General features: G+C 55.8%; 24 protein-coding genes. 9 read left to right on the forward strand and 15 right to left on the reverse strand.

The window, feature by feature from the left end:
- Positions 1-7: 7 nt before the first annotated feature.
- The 3 genes from QFZ36_RS02555 to QFZ36_RS02565 all read right to left on the reverse strand — a co-directional run bounded on the left by QFZ36_RS02555 (position 8) and on the right by QFZ36_RS02565 (position 2,074).
- Complete coding sequence (locus tag QFZ36_RS02555) at positions 8-1,156, reverse strand: PBSX family phage terminase large subunit (protein WP_306633665.1); 1,149 nt, start codon at positions 1,154-1,156, stop codon at positions 8-10.
- Positions 1,116-1,610 carry a hypothetical protein gene (locus tag QFZ36_RS02560; RefSeq protein WP_306633667.1) on the reverse strand — a complete coding sequence of 165 codons (495 nt, stop codon included), beginning with the start codon at positions 1,608-1,610 and terminating at the stop codon, positions 1,116-1,118. The genes QFZ36_RS02555 and QFZ36_RS02560 overlap by 41 nt, the downstream gene beginning before the upstream one ends.
- 62 nt (positions 1,611-1,672) lie before the next feature.
- Positions 1,673-2,074, reverse strand: a complete 402-nt coding sequence (locus QFZ36_RS02565) for a hypothetical protein (RefSeq protein WP_306633669.1) — start codon at positions 2,072-2,074, stop codon at positions 1,673-1,675.
- A 99-nt stretch (positions 2,075-2,173) separates the two neighbouring features.
- Here QFZ36_RS02565 and QFZ36_RS02570 point away from each other — a divergent pair, with 99 nt between their 5' ends.
- The 4 genes from QFZ36_RS02570 to QFZ36_RS02585 all read left to right on the forward strand — a co-directional run bounded on the left by QFZ36_RS02570 (position 2,174) and on the right by QFZ36_RS02585 (position 3,911).
- Positions 2,174-2,848, forward strand: a complete 675-nt coding sequence (locus tag QFZ36_RS02570) for a hypothetical protein (protein ID WP_306633671.1) — start codon at positions 2,174-2,176, stop codon at positions 2,846-2,848.
- Positions 2,849-2,874: 26 nt separating this feature from the next.
- Positions 2,875-3,201, forward strand: a complete 327-nt coding sequence (locus QFZ36_RS02575; protein ID WP_306633672.1) for a histone-like nucleoid-structuring protein Lsr2 — start codon at positions 2,875-2,877, stop codon at positions 3,199-3,201.
- 195 nt (positions 3,202-3,396) lie between these two features.
- Positions 3,397-3,732 carry a hypothetical protein gene (locus QFZ36_RS02580; protein WP_306633673.1) on the forward strand — a complete coding sequence of 112 codons (336 nt, stop codon included), beginning with the start codon at positions 3,397-3,399 and terminating at the stop codon, positions 3,730-3,732.
- Entirely contained in the window at positions 3,732-3,911 is a 180-nt protein-coding gene (locus QFZ36_RS02585; protein WP_306633674.1) for a hypothetical protein, read from the forward strand. The genes QFZ36_RS02580 and QFZ36_RS02585 overlap by 1 nt, the downstream gene beginning before the upstream one ends.
- A gap of 313 nt (positions 3,912-4,224) precedes the next feature.
- Here QFZ36_RS02585 and QFZ36_RS02590 read toward each other — a convergent pair whose 3' ends face one another.
- From QFZ36_RS02590 to QFZ36_RS02600, 3 genes are all read right to left on the reverse strand, one after another.
- Positions 4,225-4,575 carry a hypothetical protein gene (locus QFZ36_RS02590; RefSeq protein WP_306633675.1) on the reverse strand — a complete coding sequence of 117 codons (351 nt, stop codon included), beginning with the start codon at positions 4,573-4,575 and terminating at the stop codon, positions 4,225-4,227.
- Complete coding sequence (locus QFZ36_RS02595; RefSeq protein ID WP_306633677.1) at positions 4,575-4,973, reverse strand: hypothetical protein; 399 nt, start codon at positions 4,971-4,973, stop codon at positions 4,575-4,577. The genes QFZ36_RS02590 and QFZ36_RS02595 overlap by 1 nt, the downstream gene beginning before the upstream one ends.
- Before the next feature lie 415 nt (positions 4,974-5,388).
- A complete protein-coding gene (locus QFZ36_RS02600) occupies positions 5,389-5,709 on the reverse strand; it encodes a hypothetical protein (protein ID WP_306633679.1) in 321 nt (106 codons plus the stop codon).
- Positions 5,710-5,771: 62 nt separating this feature from the next.
- On the opposite strand from QFZ36_RS02600, the gene QFZ36_RS02605 reads away from it, so the two are divergent.
- Together QFZ36_RS02605 and QFZ36_RS02610 are read left to right on the forward strand one after the other, a co-directional pair.
- Positions 5,772-6,320, forward strand: coding sequence for a hypothetical protein (locus QFZ36_RS02605; RefSeq protein ID WP_306633680.1), 549 nt, complete (start codon positions 5,772-5,774; stop codon positions 6,318-6,320).
- Entirely contained in the window at positions 6,301-6,864 is a 564-nt protein-coding gene (locus tag QFZ36_RS02610) for a hypothetical protein (protein ID WP_306633681.1), read from the forward strand. The genes QFZ36_RS02605 and QFZ36_RS02610 overlap by 20 nt, the downstream gene beginning before the upstream one ends.
- A 181-nt stretch (positions 6,865-7,045) precedes the next feature.
- On the opposite strand, the gene QFZ36_RS02615 is transcribed toward QFZ36_RS02610, so the two are convergent.
- From QFZ36_RS02615 to QFZ36_RS02635, 5 genes are all read right to left on the reverse strand, one after another.
- Positions 7,046-7,537 carry a hypothetical protein gene (locus QFZ36_RS02615; RefSeq protein WP_306633684.1) on the reverse strand — a complete coding sequence of 164 codons (492 nt, stop codon included), beginning with the start codon at positions 7,535-7,537 and terminating at the stop codon, positions 7,046-7,048.
- 104 nt (positions 7,538-7,641) lie between these two features.
- The gene (locus QFZ36_RS02620) at positions 7,642-7,881 is read right to left on the reverse strand and encodes a hypothetical protein (protein WP_306633686.1); all 240 of its coding nucleotides are present in this window, start codon (positions 7,879-7,881) and stop codon (positions 7,642-7,644) included.
- Positions 7,878-8,258, reverse strand: coding sequence for a hypothetical protein (locus QFZ36_RS02625; protein ID WP_306633688.1), 381 nt, complete (start codon positions 8,256-8,258; stop codon positions 7,878-7,880). The genes QFZ36_RS02620 and QFZ36_RS02625 overlap by 4 nt, the downstream gene beginning before the upstream one ends.
- Positions 8,258-8,920: a phage replication initiation protein, NGO0469 family gene (locus tag QFZ36_RS02630; RefSeq protein ID WP_306633689.1), complete on the reverse strand. Its 663-nt coding sequence runs from the start codon at positions 8,918-8,920 to the stop codon at positions 8,258-8,260. Before QFZ36_RS02630 ends, QFZ36_RS02625 begins: the two co-directional genes overlap by 1 nt.
- 35 nt (positions 8,921-8,955) lie before the next feature.
- Positions 8,956-9,345, reverse strand: coding sequence for a gp33 family protein (locus QFZ36_RS02635; RefSeq protein WP_306633691.1), 390 nt, complete (start codon positions 9,343-9,345; stop codon positions 8,956-8,958).
- Between the two features lie 1,024 nt (positions 9,346-10,369).
- Here QFZ36_RS02635 and QFZ36_RS02640 point away from each other — a divergent pair.
- From QFZ36_RS02640 to QFZ36_RS02650, 3 genes are all read left to right on the forward strand, one after another.
- Positions 10,370-10,864 (forward strand): hypothetical protein, encoded by a 495-nt coding sequence (locus tag QFZ36_RS02640; RefSeq protein ID WP_306633692.1) that lies wholly within the window; start codon positions 10,370-10,372, stop codon positions 10,862-10,864.
- Positions 10,865-11,285: 421 nt separating this feature from the next.
- Positions 11,286-11,513, forward strand: coding sequence for a hypothetical protein (locus QFZ36_RS02645; RefSeq protein ID WP_306633693.1), 228 nt, complete (start codon positions 11,286-11,288; stop codon positions 11,511-11,513).
- A 14-nt stretch (positions 11,514-11,527) separates the two neighbouring features.
- On the forward strand, positions 11,528-12,154 hold the full coding sequence (locus QFZ36_RS02650; RefSeq protein WP_306633695.1) for a hypothetical protein: 627 nt from the start codon (positions 11,528-11,530) through the stop codon (positions 12,152-12,154).
- Here the strand turns inward: QFZ36_RS02650 and QFZ36_RS02655 are convergent.
- The 4 genes from QFZ36_RS02655 to QFZ36_RS02670 all read right to left on the reverse strand — a co-directional run bounded on the left by QFZ36_RS02655 (position 12,141) and on the right by QFZ36_RS02670 (position 14,497).
- The gene (locus tag QFZ36_RS02655; protein ID WP_306633697.1) at positions 12,141-12,329 is read right to left on the reverse strand and encodes a hypothetical protein; all 189 of its coding nucleotides are present in this window, start codon (positions 12,327-12,329) and stop codon (positions 12,141-12,143) included. The two genes, QFZ36_RS02650 and QFZ36_RS02655, sit on opposite strands and share 14 nt — an antisense overlap.
- 642 nt (positions 12,330-12,971) lie before the next feature.
- Complete coding sequence (locus QFZ36_RS02660) at positions 12,972-13,427, reverse strand: HNH endonuclease (protein ID WP_306633699.1); 456 nt, start codon at positions 13,425-13,427, stop codon at positions 12,972-12,974.
- A complete protein-coding gene (locus tag QFZ36_RS02665) occupies positions 13,424-13,735 on the reverse strand; it encodes a hypothetical protein (RefSeq protein ID WP_306633700.1) in 312 nt (103 codons plus the stop codon). Before QFZ36_RS02665 ends, QFZ36_RS02660 begins: the two co-directional genes overlap by 4 nt.
- A 540-nt stretch (positions 13,736-14,275) precedes the next feature.
- On the reverse strand, positions 14,276-14,497 hold the full coding sequence (locus QFZ36_RS02670) for a hypothetical protein (RefSeq protein ID WP_306633702.1): 222 nt from the start codon (positions 14,495-14,497) through the stop codon (positions 14,276-14,278).
- Positions 14,498-14,694: the final 197 nt, after the last annotated feature.

Below are 14,694 nucleotides of genomic sequence, written 5' to 3' on the forward strand. Positions count from 1 at the left end.
GATACGGCTATAAGAACGTGAGGCGAGGCTCTTTACTCGCCTTGATATCGCTAATGGCATATCGAATGGCATCCATGGCGTGGTTATAGCTATCCTCGGGTGTATTCAGCGGCTTTCCGTCTCGGTCTGTCTTCCACATATAGTTCCGCTGCTCTTTGATGACGTTGGTCGAGCGCTTAGTCACATAAATGGTTTGGTCCTGAACGACCTGGATACCGAAGTTCACGCTGCCCGGCCCCTTCACCGCGCCGGTAATGTTCACGCCGTGCGCCGCTATCTCATCGATACTCTTGGGCTCCGAGCTATCCGCAACGGTCAGGACTTGCTCAGGCAGATCTAGGAGAATCTTGGCGATGGCGGGGTTCATAAGACCAGTGCGGTACTCGACCTCGTCCAAGACAAAGGCATTGTTCCAGCGGTAGATGCTGACGATGGCGGTGGGATCGTTGGTATATCCGAAGTCCAAACCTTCGCGGACCAGCTGGGCTTCTTCCGGCACCTCATCCAGGTGTTGCCAGCCTCGGTAAACAAGCCCTTCGAGTTCACCCAGCTGACCCAGGCCGTAGACCTTCCACCACTGAGCATTGCCGCGCCTGGCTTCGATGGAAGCGACGATGGCCGGCTCCAGGGCTTCGTTGTCCTTGTAGGTGACGATAAGGAAGTCGTGGTCCTGCTGCGGCGCGACTTCCGTGTACCACCAGAACTCGTTCGTGGGGTTCCAGTCGAGCCAGATGGTTTCTCTGGTACGGACTTCAAGCTGGTCATACGCCATGTAGGGGACATTGTTGGCCTCGTTGACGTAGAGGCGATCGCGGCGTGGTCCGCGAACCTTGTCCGGACTGTCGGCGCCGAAGAACTCAATCTGACTGCCGGTTTCGAAGGTGTAGATGGAATCAGTGCGGTTCCAGCGGTCTTCCTGATAATAGTTATGCGCCTTCATGATGTTGAGGAAGTCGCGCATGGCACCCTTTTTCAGGTGCGGCATGGATTCACTGACGATGCTGGTCAGCTTAGGCGTTTCATCGCTCTGAGCGAGGTCTATTAGGACAAGCAGAATTGAGATGGTCTTCGACGCCGAAGTACCGCCCTGGACTGCTCGGATGCGCTTACGGCATCTAGCTATCTTGTGGGTTGCTGTCGTCGCTCGGTAGAGCATTGACGCTGAGACCGCCGAGGATTGGTGTCGGCAGTTCCTTTCCCTTGGACGTTAGGTCGATACTCTGCTGGGCTTTGCCAAAGGCGCGGTCAAGCATGGAGTCGATAGCCCGGTTGTCAGGGGTCTTGGTACTGATGAAGTAGTACTCTTCGCCCTCAGTTTCGCCGTCAATGTAGGCCTTGATTTCCGCGGCGTCGGTCACTTGGACAGCTGGCAGGTCATTGCCCTTGGAATCCTTGTCGACCCTAAAGAGAATCTGTAGGCCTTCAGCTAATGCCAGCTGGGAATTGAACAGGCGGTCGGCGTTCCTAGCGACTCGCGCCCGATAGGCAGCTAAGACAGCAGCCCGCTCGATCGTGGCAGCCTCTTGCACCCCAGGCTTTCTGCCAGCACCTGGCCTAGCTCCACCTCTGCCGGTTGGTTTGTTATTCGGAGAATCAGTGTCGTCGGCCATTCGTGGCTTTCCAGTTATTGCCCTGATTATGAACTAAACCGCTGGTGCTGTGAATAGCGAACCTAGAGAAGCCAGGCGATATAGACGACCATATACATATACGAGAGGAAGGCTACTATCAAAAGGCTGAGTGCAGCGGGGACGGGCATAGCTTCAGCCAGCGGCTGGAGGAATTCAAAGGCCAAGATGCCGAGGCAGTTAGTAATGGCGATGCACACCAGCTTCGCCAGGAAGACATCACCCTCCCCGTGATATAGAGCAGTAATAGCCGCCAGCTCGCCGCAAACTAAGCTGAGTATAAGAACGACCCCGAAGAACACGGTCACGATTTTCATGGGCTTCGACGAGGATTCAAAGGCCTCCGCTTGAGCTGCGCCCTGCTTCAGCCCTACGGCTATCGCAATCAGCAAGGTGGGAATGGCGGTAGCTCCAGCTTGGAAAAGCATGATGGGAACATTGTTCATACCCGTCATCGTGCCAGACGCGCGCGCGTCTTCTTGTCAGGCGAAGCCCCTACGCCCGTAGGCTTAGGCCAGTTCAAGTTTCAACCTGGGGAGTATGCAGTGAGTGAGTCCAGCGGCGGCCAAGCCCTAGCAGAGACACCTGTCTCCAATAATCAAATCGAGGTACGGCTCCTCTTCAACTCCCGTGACTACACGCTCTCGCAGCTGGCGGGCCGCATCCGTGATGTCGAATCGTTGATGACCCTATTGCTCCAAGGTAGGAATATCCTGCGTCCTCGCAGGCCGATCACCCCGCGCCAATCAGGCATCCGAAGGGTTGTTGCGAAACGAGCCAGCCGAGCCAATTTGGAGCACCTCAAAGGCTTCAAGATCATCACCCGCAACTTCCGGGGCATTGTCGTTAACACAAGAGCATATGGAACGATGCCCGATGTTGAAGTCCGAGTTGAAACTGTATCGCTGAGTAGCCCGCTGGAAATCGTTCTCCTGGTAAGTGGCCCTATCGCTGTGCTCACTGCCATAGCCAAGCTGCTGCCAAAATTCATCGAGGTCAAGAACGCCTGGAACAATAGCCGCATCCTTCGGGCCGAGTCGAACCTCGCCGTGGAGCGCCTGAAACTAGAGTCCGAAATAGTAAAACTCTACGCCTCTGAAGTTGAAGGCATCGACCTTGAAAACTATGCCAAGCTAAAGAACGACCATCCCTCAAAACAGATCGTCAAAGGTGCCGTTAAAGCCTTGAGCAATCTGGATAAGGCCGAAGTGAGAGACTAAGCCGACATAGGTAGTAGTCTTACTACATGGCAAAAAAGACAGTAGTAATTCTTTCCGACGACCTCGACGGCTCGGAAGCCAATGAAACTATCAAGTTCGGCCTCGATGGCACCGAATACGAAATCGATTTGAATAATGACCACGCCAATGAGCTGCGTCAAGCATTGGAGCGCTTTACCAACGCCGGCCGTAAGACCTCCGGAGGCCGTGGTCGGCCGGCTGGTCGTAAATCTAGCGGTTCCGGCGTAGATACCAGGGCAGTTCGCCTGTGGGCACTCGACAACGGTTTCAAGGTCAACACTCGCGGTCGTATTCAGGCCGACATCTTGGAGAAGTACGAAGCCGCCCACTAGGCCGACACCAACCAGGAAGATAGTGCGCACGTCTGACTGGTGCCGGCTGTTTTCCACGGTAAATCTGTGGATTGCCTGGGGACAAAATAAAGAATCAGGGTTGGAACTTATTTAGGTTCTGGCCCTGATTCATTTAATTGCCCTCGTATATCCACCGGTGCCAACCTCGAAGTATCACCCCTAATTCGAGGAGACATGGTGAAGAAAACAATCGTGGCCATATTGGTCGCCCTGGGCTTAGTCCTAGGCACCAGTACAGCCGCTAATGCGATGCCCACCATAGGCAACGACTGGTATTCGAACTTCTATGGCGCGTACGTAGATTTGGACCGGGCTGACCAGGGCGCAATCACATCCGGAGCGGCGGCCGGCGTATCGGCGGCGGTCTGCATCCAGACTTCTGGCTGGGCCTGCCCGACTATCGCGGTGGTACTGACGGCGGCGGCGTTCTACATCGCCATCAACGGCTACTGTCCGAATAAGCTGAGAGTGTATCCACGGTTCGGCGGCTATCCGATGAGGTGCGTGTGATGAATCTGAAAGCCCAGGATAAGCGGGGTCTGTTCATCGGGCTCATTGTGGGCCTGCTTACTTCCGCTGGTGTGGCCGCGGCTTCTGGTATGCCGGTCTACGCCTTTATGTGGTCGGCGGTGACGGTGGTTCTGGTACTTGTGCTGATGGGCGTGGTGCTGGGGCTGGTTCGGCGGTAGTCACTACTACTTATTGCAGAACCACCTGCGGCAGCCGATTATCTCGCCCTCTCGCAGCCCCTCGATGCGGAGCCAGTCGTGTAGCCCTAGCCAGCAGAGAACTCGGCGCTCATCCCATTCCCATTTCATCGCTTCACCGCCCTGAAGCCTGGCCACTCTGACAGTGAATCCAGCTTCCGCTTACGGGGAGCAGCCCTCTTCGGCTGCTCCCCTTTTTGCGCCTGGAGTAAGCCGTCGGGGTCGTTGTAGACCACTTGGCCGGGTAGGAGTCGGATGGGCTCGTAGCTCCCCGGATAGTCCGGCTCGAATCCCATTACTTCGCCTCCTGCAATCTCAGCCAGAGCGAGGCGAGGGATTCGGCCATGGTCGCGCCTTTGCCCTGCGGATAAAGGTGATTCATGGCGGGATAAGACGCAAGCCAGAAGCCTTTATCCCTACTTGGGCTGATAGACAGTTTCATGGCTTCAAACTCATGCGGTACTTGGTCGGCTATCTCTTGGGCGGTGGGGGCGGCGGCTCGTCCATAGCCCGCATAACGCTCATCAGACCGAGGGCGTAGGTAATGACTGCCAGCAGCGTACTCCCAAACGAAGTGGCTATCCTGCGGGAATCCGGCCGCCTTGCGCTTCTTTGCTGTTCCAAGCGTGACTACGAGTGATTCCATTACCGGCACCCCTCAGGCTGATAGATGACGATGCTGATGCCTGGTGCGTTCGAAATCACCGGCGTTATGCATGGCACCGGAGTGGGAGCAGTTGTAGGAGCGGGAGTTGCCGGGGCTGGTTCTATGAAGGCCGGAGCAGGCGTTGGGTCTGCTGGCGGCGGAACTACCTTCACCGTCACTGGGTCTGGCACGACCATGTGCTCGGCCGGAGCGGTGCTGGTCGATTCCTGGAGCTTCACGATGTCTTGCTCACTGTTGGTGGTGCGGGCGTCGATGTTGTCGATGCGCTGGTTCAGGCCTGGTAGGTCTAGTTCACTGGAGCTGACACCGGAGAGGCCGAAGACGGTGACGCCAGTGGCCAGGAGGCCGGAGATTAGGAGGGAACGTTGCTTTATCATTTGGCGATTCTCCGTTTATGCCAAACGCAGCCGTTCAACTTGCAGGTTCGAGCTGCATGATATGGCCGGGTTGGTTTATACTTTCGGACTTCCTTCAACATGCGCTTGGTAATGTAGAGCGCAGTGAGTGGGTCGGTTTCGGTCAGCACTTGTGGCTGCATTTGGTAGACGCCTTGTTTATGTGCTGTGAATTATGCGCCAAGCACTTTGGAATTGCAAGGGCTTTATGCACAAGCGAGAGATACGTCGTAAGGCGTTTATTTTGCGACACACAATCACTGTTGTGCGACGCCACGCTCAAAATCACCAATTGTCCGAAATTTATGGCATAACAGATTTTTGCAACGTGGTTCTTACGCTCAAAAAGATGTTCGGTTTTTGGCACTGTTTGACATAGCCGAAGACGATGATGAAGCTATGTTCTGTTCTCGTCCAGGTCCGGGTCGTAGCGTGCTGTGATGAGGGGCGGCAGCGTAGTGTCCAAGAATTCTGCAACAAAGCCGACCGTCCAGTCGGGATCATTCTTGGGGTAATCCAATATCTTTTGCCCCATGGATCGACCCAGAGAGCGCACTGCTAAAACTGGCCGGTGCTTCACGAAGTCGCTGATGGCCCTGGTGCCTTGCTGCTCGTCATACTCACCAGCCTGGATAGCCCGGACGATTCTGCCGGCTTCATCATCAATCAACTGCTGGTCTTGGATGTCCTCGAAGTCGTCTGGTTCAACGCTGTCCATGATTACTCCTGCTGCTGGGGTGGCGGGACTATCAGTAGTGAGCATTCTGGCAGACTGTCCCCATGGATGGGGAGACTATACGGCTGATCGTTGTGGCTTGCGGAGCAATCACGGCGGGTTTGGGTGGAGCTCTGATAGCCGGTGCATTCAATAGCCAGAATACAGCGGCAACTATTGCGGCAGCGCGCGAAGAAGCTGAGGCTCAACGGGAGCACGAACGGAGGCTGGAACACGCCCAGTGGCTGAGGGATCGCAAAGTCGATGTGTACTCGAAGTTTCTCGAAGAGGCGCATGACCTGCACCTAGCAATGGTCAACTTATACCTAGGCTCTCGTAAGGACCTGGATGAAACCCTTGCGAGAGCTAGCGTCGTGTCCGTGATGCAATTCCGAGTCCTGTCGCCGGGACCCGTCTGGCTGGCGGCGTTACGAGTAGCACTCTCGATCAGCACACTAAAGGATGCACTGGTTTCGATAAAGCAAAGGACTGCGCCCGATACGGCATTCTATGACAAAGCCTCCAAGGAATTGCTCGAACATATAATGCACCTAGAAAAACTATGTTCAACCGACCTCGAAATTGAATGGGCAGATGATGGACTTCAACCCTGACACCTGGGGCACCGTCGGCCAATGGGCATCAGCCGTCATCACTGGCTCGGCGTTCTTCGCCACCTTCTATGTTATCCGGCGCGACGCAAGGGTTCGCCTACTCGCGCAGGCTCGGAAAGTCGCCTACTACCGTAGTCAGCGCGGTAGGTTCTGGAATCATACGGTACACAACCTAAGTGATGAGCCCATCTTTGATGTTCAGCTACATGTGGTGGTCAAAGGACGTTCCCGAGAACTCATCGCGGAAAAGGAAATCCTCATTCCGCAGGAAAAGCTCTCGCCAACTGAGTGGTTTGCAGATAGCATCGACGCGGAATTTCGCGACAACTCCGGCCATTGGTGGCGACGAACGGTAAACGGTAAGCTGCATGAGGTTTCACGCCTTCAAAGGGCGCTGGAACGCGGTGGCCATCGCGTTGACCGTTACGGTTTTGGGAGAACCCTGCTAAGGTCATTCGGGCGAAAAAGAAGGGCTCTCGCAAAGAGACGAATGAGGGCACGCTGGCGGCGTGAGGACAAAAGGACGATCGCTAACGACTCTTGAGTTTTCGCGGTGACTTACCGCCGATGCTCCCCCAATACACTGCCCGGTCGTGGTCGAAGGCAAACCCGCCACCACGGCTCTTATGTCCCCCGGCTTTTCCGATCTGTTTATAGAAGTCTGCTCCGTACAGTTGCTTGTTTTTGGCAGCGGCCTTTTTGCCGCCAGATTGAGTTCCGGCCACCTATTTGTTCTCCTGCATTAGTTCTAGTTGCTTAGCCGCCGGCGCTTCCCCGATTACCTGCCGGACTCCAAAGTGTTGGCTGAACGGCAGCTTCGCCTGGTCGAGTACTCGCTTGCCTGGCTTCGAGAGCTTGGCCGATATCTCGATCTGCCGGTTGCGCCCTTGGAAATCCTTGATGACATCGCGGGCGGTGTCCTGGGCGTAGGCGGCGAGGTGATGGCTCAACATCTCCCGCAGGTCGTGGAGGTGATAGGCCACCTCTCCCCTATCGACGTGCAAGACGCTGAGCTCCCGGTCGTCCTGGATAGCCAGCTTGAGCTTCACGCTGGCGGCTTTGACGGCCGCCTGGGCCACCTCCAGTTCCTTGTACTCCGGCAGGTCTGTGACTAGCTCCGTCCGTCGTTCCTTGATTGCTTTTAGTTCCAGCTCGGCCACATGTATCTCACCCTCTAAGGAGTGGATGCGGTTCACCTGAGCCATATCGATGGCCATTTACTTTTCCCTCTTGATTACTATTCGTTTGTCGCAGCGCAGACAGACGCGGTGCTCTGACCACTGCTGGAAATTGACCACCATGACCCACAGATGTTTGCATTTCATTTGCGTGCCCCTCGCCGCCGCTGCTCTTCGAGCTGTGCGTCTAGTGCCGCTTTGGCGCTGGGATGGCTGATGCCCTCTACGTCATAAGCACGGATTTCTGGCTTTTCGTGCTGAACGCATACGTGCAGGTAGAACGTCTGACTGCCAACCTGCCGAGTGGTGCGCTGCCAATTGTGCCGGTGGCCGTTGTAGCCGCCCTTCGCAACCAGTCCTGATAACCCTCCAAGCTTGGTCATGGCCGGCCTGGCAAATCTTGCTTGAGCCTGGCGATGATGGAGTTCATCTGGTTGGCGTAGTAGACATCAAATGGCTCGGACTGATTGGTGAGCTCCCGCCAGCGGACGTAGAGCGTGTTGTACATCCGCTCGCTTGGTGACTTGCCGTCGAACTGGGCGTCGGCCTTTTCCTTAGGAATTGCCGCTTCGTCTATAGGGTTCGGGCTGAATATGAACCAGCCCTCCCCCTGCTTCGCCAGCTTGAACAGGGTGGTCATCTCGTCGTCAGGCAGCTCTTTCGAAATGTAGATGGTGCCTTTGATCGTGCCGTCGACCATCGTCGACATGGTGCCGAGCTTGGCCGGGGCGCGGACAATGAGTGTCTGCTGCCCCTCCATTAGAAGGGAATGTCGTCAAGGTTGATGTCGTCGGTCGCGGGCAGGTCCTTGATGACCACGTCATCCGACTTCGGGGCCATGGGAGCGGCCGTTTTGGCTACAGCCAGGACCGCGCCCTCGAAAGCTTCGAACTCTGGAGCAGCCTGAACCTTGAGTTTGAGGAAGTCGGATAGCCGATTGAATGTATTCGCATCAGGCTCTTCGATATCGAAGAGGATGTTTTCGTTGACTGGATCGGGCTTTGCGCCCTTGTACGGCATGAGTGCTGACACGTTGGCATAGGTCTTGCCGGTCTTCTCGTTTTCACTGTGCAGTACTTGAAGCATCGCGTACGCGCCGAGGACAGCGACCATGTCGAACTCGACCAGCTCATCTGCTGTGAAGCGTTTACCACGCCAGGCGTTTAGATCGCTGTATAGGTTGCCGCGCTCATCGAGGGTGCGGGTGTAGGTCTTCGAAATAGTGAAGGGCTTGCCGTCCTTGGTCTTGCCCTCATCGTCGAGCAGCTCCCATTGGATAACGACCTTCTCTTGCTGCTTTGATTCACCCTTGAACTGAACTTCCTGAGTGCCGAGGAAGACCAGGCCGTAGCAGCGGGCTACAAATGTTCCTTCTGGTACTTGCTCAAAATCACTGACTGGTTTGCTTACTGTTGTGCTCATTTCTCTAGATCCTTGTTTAGTTATGGTTCGTGCGGTTAGGCCGCTTTGATGGTCAGATATTCAGTGCTGCTGACCGCGACGCCCGGAATGAGTTCGCCGGTTTCCTTGAGAGCGCTCTCAGCGGCGGCTTTGACGCGGGCGCTATCGAGCTTGAAGTACTCGCTCAGGTCGAACTCGTTCTCTTGCAGCCATTCGGTCACGGCCGGCTCATCCGCGATGGAGACGGTCCTGCGCTCGGCCCGGATGACGTAATAGCCATCCACCGCCTCGGTGCGCTTGCTCTTCGATTGCTGCATGGCCTGCATAAGGGCCAGCTTGGTGATTTCCAACTCCTCGACCAGTGGCTTCATCTGAATTTCCAAGGGGGCGAGCTGTGCCTTTAGTTCGGCAATCCTTCCTACTAAGGGAGTGATGTTGTCTTGCATGATGTGGTTCCTATTTAGTTATCAGTCGTTGTTTCCTAGCGAGGCCGCGCCCTATCCCGATGGAGCCTTCGATGGCTGTGGCTAGGCGCTTCTGAGCTTCCTGGCTTTGCCGGCAGCCATGCCAGCCGGTCGGCAACTTTCGGGGCTGGCCGCAGAAGTCGCATTGATGGCTATACGTGCTCACGACAGCCTCCACAGAATCCGTCCACGACAATCTCCCCGCAGCAGTCGCTAGGCCGCATCATTTCCCGGAACTCCTGGTACTGGGGCTCATCAGACTCTAGGAGAGTGAAGCGGAATACCGGGCCTTTGACTTGTGTGGTGCGGATGCGGCAGCCTTCCTGGCGTAGTTCATGAAGCCGTCCGCCGTATCGGAAGCAGATTTCATTCAGCTCGATGTTCAGAACGCCCCTGGGCCCGCGCTCTTCCAGAAGGTCGTGGATACGCTCTTTCTGTGTCTTAGCCATTGCGCACCGCCTGGCTGTAAAAGACGTTCAGGAGCGAGAAGTAGGTATCCTGCGTGATGAGGCCAGCCTCGTACTGAAGCTTGGTTACCCATACTTTGTCTACGAGGTTCATCGCGCACCTCCCGTCAGGGCCAAGCCCAGGAAGATGAGGCCGAAGAAGAATGCAGCTATAAAGGCTGCTCCGGCTAGCCATCCGATTAGCTCATTCCGGGCAGAACGCCAGGAGGGGGAATTGATATAACGGGGATGTTTGAACATTGGTTAGACGCCTTATTTATATTCGTATTATGCGCCAAGCACTTTGGAATTGCAATACCAATTCTCGACAGATAAGCGTCGAAAGTTATGCACAGATAACTAGTCAAGAATAGGGCGGCGGTTTATAATTAGACGCATAACCCCCGGCAAAGTTGGTTTAGACGCCTTACTCCGCCGGGGGTTTGTTTGTGTCTTACTTCGTCTTTTGAAGCCGGTCGTATAACCTTCAAGCAAGGTGCGCTGCTGGGGGAAGCTAGCTGGGCTCCTGCCCCTGTTACTGCACCCGAAAGAAGTCAGCCATGTCTACTGAGGCAAGTCCTGAAGTAAAACCGCCGGCCAACCGCACCAAGCTGATTCTGATCGTCATCGGAGCCTTGGTCGTCGTGCTCCTGGCCATCATCGCCATTGCCGTGTCTTCCCAGGCCATCCGAGCCGGTGAAGAAGCCGCCGCCAAAGAGAGCGCCATTGCCCAGGAATCCAAGATGGCAGCGATTGCTGCAGCCGGTGAAAAGGCACTGGCAGACCAGCGCGCCGAGGATGCGAAGGACGCCAGCTACGTATGTGAACAGCGACTCCTGAAGGTACACCCGACCGCCACCGTCCAGGCCGGCAAGACCAAGTCCACCTACAAGGCTTCAGACGGCAGCTACGACACTGTCGGCGCTTACACCGACGCCCCGAAGGGAAACACCATCCCGATGCAGTTCAAGTGCTCGTCAACCAAGGGTAGCGGCACGAGCTGGACGGTCTTCCTGAGCAATGACGGACACGGCTCGAAGATTCCGGGAACGTGATAAGTAGGAACGATGCGCGCCAAATGGGCTGATTCAACCAGCACGACTATCAAGATTCCGAGTATTCGGGCCATCTTGCTGGTCGTGCTCTTGGTGGGCGCAATGACGGCGATAGTTTGGGTTTCAGTTGTCGTGCAGGGAGAAAGCCCTCGACCGCCGGCCGCGCCCGTGCCCATCGAGGGCCCGGCTTCTTGGCTGAGCGCATGGTCAACATTCTGGGGAGCCGTGGCGGGTGGCATCGGTGCAATAGGCACGGCCGGCGCTCTGTGGCTAGGGGCCATCACGTTCAGGCGGCAGGTCGAGGACCAACACCCGCGCTCAAGCCAGCGCTATCACGGTTGGCAGCCGTCCCTGGAAAGAATGGACTGACATAGGCGAACTCAAACGCGGCTTCGAATACTTCATAAGCAACAACAGCCATTTGGCTATCTATGACGTGCTGCTCTACGCCGGTCCTGTAGAAGCACGGCGTAAGGACATCCGTCAGGTGCTGGCTCCTGGCGAGGAAGCACTATTCAAAATGGCCTCTTCCGACTTCATGGCCTTCGCGAAGTTCGTTGACAGTTCCGGCGTAGCCTGGAAGAGAGATGGGGCTGGTCGAATCACGGAGATTAAGAGTGGCGAAAGCTTCCCCTGGACTATGGATTAGGAAAAATTCGAGTAGTGGCAATCTATGAAAATGCGGCCGCGCGCTTTTGGCGTTGGCTGATGAAGCCGACGGTTTTGGCCGTTGGTGCGATGATCGCGGGGAGTGTTGCCATAGTCCTATGCACTCTGGCGCTGAACGCGGGCTCTGAGGACAAGACATCGGACTGGATAAGTGCCTTTGGTACGGCCTTCGGCGCTGCCCTGACGGGTGGCGCTGTCCTGTTTGCTGCTTTCACGTACCAGCACCAAGTGGATGAGAAGAACCGGGTCCAGGCAGATGAAAGGCAGCGGGCTCTTGATGAACGGTCCGAGCATGCCCGCGCCATCAAGCTGAACAATACGCCGAGTAACGAGTATCACGACACGTGGGACTATGTCGTTCGCAATGACAGCGACATTCCGGTGGACGGTGTCGATATTCTGTCCTTCGACCGCATGGCGGGGGAAGCCACTCTGCACCAAATTGGAACGGTGAATCCTACGGAGCAATCGCGGCCGAAGGCCGTCTACCTCCCCGACATGACAGCCTCTTATCTCCGGTTCCAGGACAAAAATGGGCGGAATTGGCGAAAGTACTTCGATGGTCGGCTGGAAGAGCAGGTAACGACTCAGGTTGCGAGCGACACACCTACGGGTGAATGACAAACGCCTCGTAGTAAATCTTGGACCCCGTCTGGCTGCGCTGGTCCGGTACCACGGTGGTGACAACCTGCACCTGGACGTGGCCTGACTCGTAGTTTTTGATTATCCGGTTCACCTGGTCGGTAAGAAACTTGGCCGAGTCCGCCGGCGGGATATGTTCCATCTTGGCTGCCATTGCTGTTCTCCTTTGAATACGCCCCGAGGAATTAGGGGGTTTGAGTAGTTACATCTTGCCGTAGGCGAGGCGTACCCTCTAGCTACTAAAAGAGGCAGGACGGGACGGCGATGTCCGATGTAACGGATTGGATCGGTGCTATTTCCGGGGCCGTCGGTGCTGTCGGTGCATCGGGCGCGCTCCTCATCGGGGCTATTACCTTGCGAAAGCAAATTTTTGACACTCACCGAGCGCAAGCAATGGCGGTTACTCTGACCGTTACAACGGACCCTCCAGTGGACGGTGAACCGGGCCCCAAAACACTTGAGATTAGGAATGACAGCTCACTGCCGATATACCAAGTTTTTCTTGGCTACTACTTCCCTAGTGCCAGAGAGGAAGTTTTTTATCAACTTGTGTTGCCAGCGCACGAAAGGATGGTGTGCAAGGTGCCAGACACCGGGGGGAGGTTGGTAGCACGGTTCAGAGATGCTGCAGGATCAGGGTGGACACGGTACACCTACGGGGAGCTCTCGCCACGTTACGCTGAACCGGAGATCAAAGGGCGATATGAGTTCAGGAGCGACTAACCTCGCCGGACGCTGAGCGAGCAGCTGAGGTGTCCGGATAGGCTACCCTCCCGTATAAGCGCTTCGCTTTTAGCTAGTCGCTTCGGTTTATGGCATTCATCATTTGTTCGTCGAGTACTGCATGAACGGCCGCCGCGTATGCCCGCTCTTGCGGGGCATAGTCAACGCGGTGTGGCCGCTCAACTTTCGCCTTCACTAATTGCTTTGCCTGGTTGTCCTTGGCCCGTAGCAGTACGTGCTGCGCCTTGTAGGCGTTGCACGGCTGGCAAGCCAGGATGAAATTGCTGACATGGTTCGGCCCACCGTAGAAGACAGCGACGCGGTGATCTACCTGCATTCCTGCTTGGGATTTCTTCTTCCGGCAGTAATAACACTTGCCGCGTTGGTTGTGATAGGCCCATCGACGCCAGCGCTTCCAGGTCCAGCCGTTGATGAGGATGTCGCCCCGTCGCCAGGCGTTGTACTCGGCCCGGATTGCCTGGCGTTCTTCTTTAGTCGTCTCCCTTCGCTGAATTTCGGACAGCTTCATGCCCCGGTGCTCAGAGCATGGCGGATTAGGAAGCTGAAGTACTTCGCGGGCGCTTTGCCGCCACGGGCTTGTTTTGCCAGGGCGTGAGTCAGGTCGACGCCCAGCTTGTAGAAAGCCTTGCAGTACCACTCCCGAAACGTCGGGTTGATTAGGTCGCTGCAATCAGCAAGCAGCTTGTCGACACTCGTACAAGACAGCTGTTCAGCTGTTACAGCTGTAGAGGTTTTTAAACCTCTCCTCAGCTGTTCAACTGATTGCCTACCGGCAGTAATGGGTTGATAGTTTGGGGATATTTTTTCTAAGGCCATAGCGAATACACCTCCTTGCATGGCGCATAAGGGGCTTTGATGTTGTTCTGAACCCCATGCTGCAGCTAGGAGTGCTTTGATGTATTCACAGGCTGGTACCGGGACAAGAGCCAGGATGGTGGGGATTGCCGCTATGTCTTACTCCCACCACGGCGCTATTCAAACTAGCGTACGCCGTAGCCTTCCCCTTGTACCCGTAGCAGCCTGTGAATGTTCCTGGGGACAAAAAATGGCCCCCGTTTCCGAGGGCCGCTGAATGCGTTCGTAAGTAATATACAAAATTACGAAGCTTTTAACAAGTCCCCAGATTTGGTGACTTGAAGGTTGAACGCATTCAAGTCCTCCACATCGTAATCCCCTTATGCCAAACAATCAATAGTATTTATGTTTGCAATTCGTCATTATGGCTATATCGACAATCGCATCGACGTACCTACCCTCAAAAGAGACAAGCACTAGTGCCGTACACCCGGCACAGACAACTCAGCTCCTGAAACGCGATGTCGGAGCTACACCGGTCACCTCCAAGGCGGCCGGTTTTTATTCGTCCTTGTCGTTCTCGATTATCCAGTAGATATAAACCTCAGTAACGGTGCAGGGGTCGAGACCCATTGCTTCGGCGGTTTCCCGCGCGTCGCTAGTAGCCCGCTCCATACACTCCGCCCAGGGCCGCCCAGACTCCATACTGAAGGCACCATCGAAGTCGGCGTAGCGCTGGTATTCGTGGTCATAAGCTTCGGCTTGGTAGCAGTAGCTGTCCACCGGTTTAGGCTTCTTCCGATTCGGATATCTGAAGCACCACGCAGCTGTACGGCTGGTTCAAATTGAATCCAAAGCGCTCCGAGGCTTGCTTCAGAGCTCGCTTGGCGGCCGCTTCTTCGTCGGTGGTGTGCCAGTAGACGGTTCCCCGGTGGTATCGCTTGTTGTGTCCCCCCGGAGGCGTCACTGCTATAACGAAC

Origin of the sequence: Pseudarthrobacter siccitolerans (assembly GCF_030823375.1) — a bacterium.
Lineage (GTDB): Bacteria > Actinomycetota > Actinomycetes > Actinomycetales > Micrococcaceae > Arthrobacter > Arthrobacter siccitolerans_A.

Excerpts from the sequence above, each read along its gene's own strand:
- QFZ36_RS02555 (WP_306633665.1), bottom strand. The coding sequence starts at position 1,156 with ATGCTCTACCGAGCGACGACAGCAACCCACAAGATAGCTAGATGCCGT.
- QFZ36_RS02560 (WP_306633667.1), bottom strand. The coding sequence starts at position 1,610 with ATGGCCGACGACACTGATTCTCCGAATAACAAACCAACCGGCAGAGGT.
- QFZ36_RS02565 (WP_306633669.1), bottom strand. The coding sequence starts at position 2,074 with ATGAACAATGTTCCCATCATGCTTTTCCAAGCTGGAGCTACCGCCATT.
- QFZ36_RS02575 (WP_306633672.1), top strand. The coding sequence starts at position 2,875 with ATGGCAAAAAAGACAGTAGTAATTCTTTCCGACGACCTCGACGGCTCG.
- QFZ36_RS02580 (WP_306633673.1), top strand. The coding sequence starts at position 3,397 with ATGGTGAAGAAAACAATCGTGGCCATATTGGTCGCCCTGGGCTTAGTC.
- QFZ36_RS02585 (WP_306633674.1), top strand. The coding sequence starts at position 3,732 with ATGAATCTGAAAGCCCAGGATAAGCGGGGTCTGTTCATCGGGCTCATT.
- QFZ36_RS02590 (WP_306633675.1), bottom strand. The coding sequence starts at position 4,575 with ATGGAATCACTCGTAGTCACGCTTGGAACAGCAAAGAAGCGCAAGGCG.
- QFZ36_RS02595 (WP_306633677.1), bottom strand. The coding sequence starts at position 4,973 with ATGATAAAGCAACGTTCCCTCCTAATCTCCGGCCTCCTGGCCACTGGC.
- QFZ36_RS02600 (WP_306633679.1), bottom strand. The coding sequence starts at position 5,709 with ATGGACAGCGTTGAACCAGACGACTTCGAGGACATCCAAGACCAGCAG.
- QFZ36_RS02605 (WP_306633680.1), top strand. The coding sequence starts at position 5,772 with ATGGATGGGGAGACTATACGGCTGATCGTTGTGGCTTGCGGAGCAATC.
- QFZ36_RS02610 (WP_306633681.1), top strand. The coding sequence starts at position 6,301 with ATGATGGACTTCAACCCTGACACCTGGGGCACCGTCGGCCAATGGGCA.
- QFZ36_RS02615 (WP_306633684.1), bottom strand. The coding sequence starts at position 7,537 with ATGGCCATCGATATGGCTCAGGTGAACCGCATCCACTCCTTAGAGGGT.
- QFZ36_RS02620 (WP_306633686.1), bottom strand. The coding sequence starts at position 7,881 with ATGACCAAGCTTGGAGGGTTATCAGGACTGGTTGCGAAGGGCGGCTAC.
- QFZ36_RS02625 (WP_306633688.1), bottom strand. The coding sequence starts at position 8,258 with ATGGAGGGGCAGCAGACACTCATTGTCCGCGCCCCGGCCAAGCTCGGC.
- QFZ36_RS02630 (WP_306633689.1), bottom strand. The coding sequence starts at position 8,920 with ATGAGCACAACAGTAAGCAAACCAGTCAGTGATTTTGAGCAAGTACCA.
- QFZ36_RS02635 (WP_306633691.1), bottom strand. The coding sequence starts at position 9,345 with ATGCAAGACAACATCACTCCCTTAGTAGGAAGGATTGCCGAACTAAAG.
- QFZ36_RS02640 (WP_306633692.1), top strand. The coding sequence starts at position 10,370 with ATGTCTACTGAGGCAAGTCCTGAAGTAAAACCGCCGGCCAACCGCACC.
- QFZ36_RS02655 (WP_306633697.1), bottom strand. The coding sequence starts at position 12,329 with ATGGCAGCCAAGATGGAACATATCCCGCCGGCGGACTCGGCCAAGTTT.
- QFZ36_RS02660 (WP_306633699.1), bottom strand. The coding sequence starts at position 13,427 with ATGAAGCTGTCCGAAATTCAGCGAAGGGAGACGACTAAAGAAGAACGC.
- QFZ36_RS02665 (WP_306633700.1), bottom strand. The coding sequence starts at position 13,735 with ATGGCCTTAGAAAAAATATCCCCAAACTATCAACCCATTACTGCCGGT.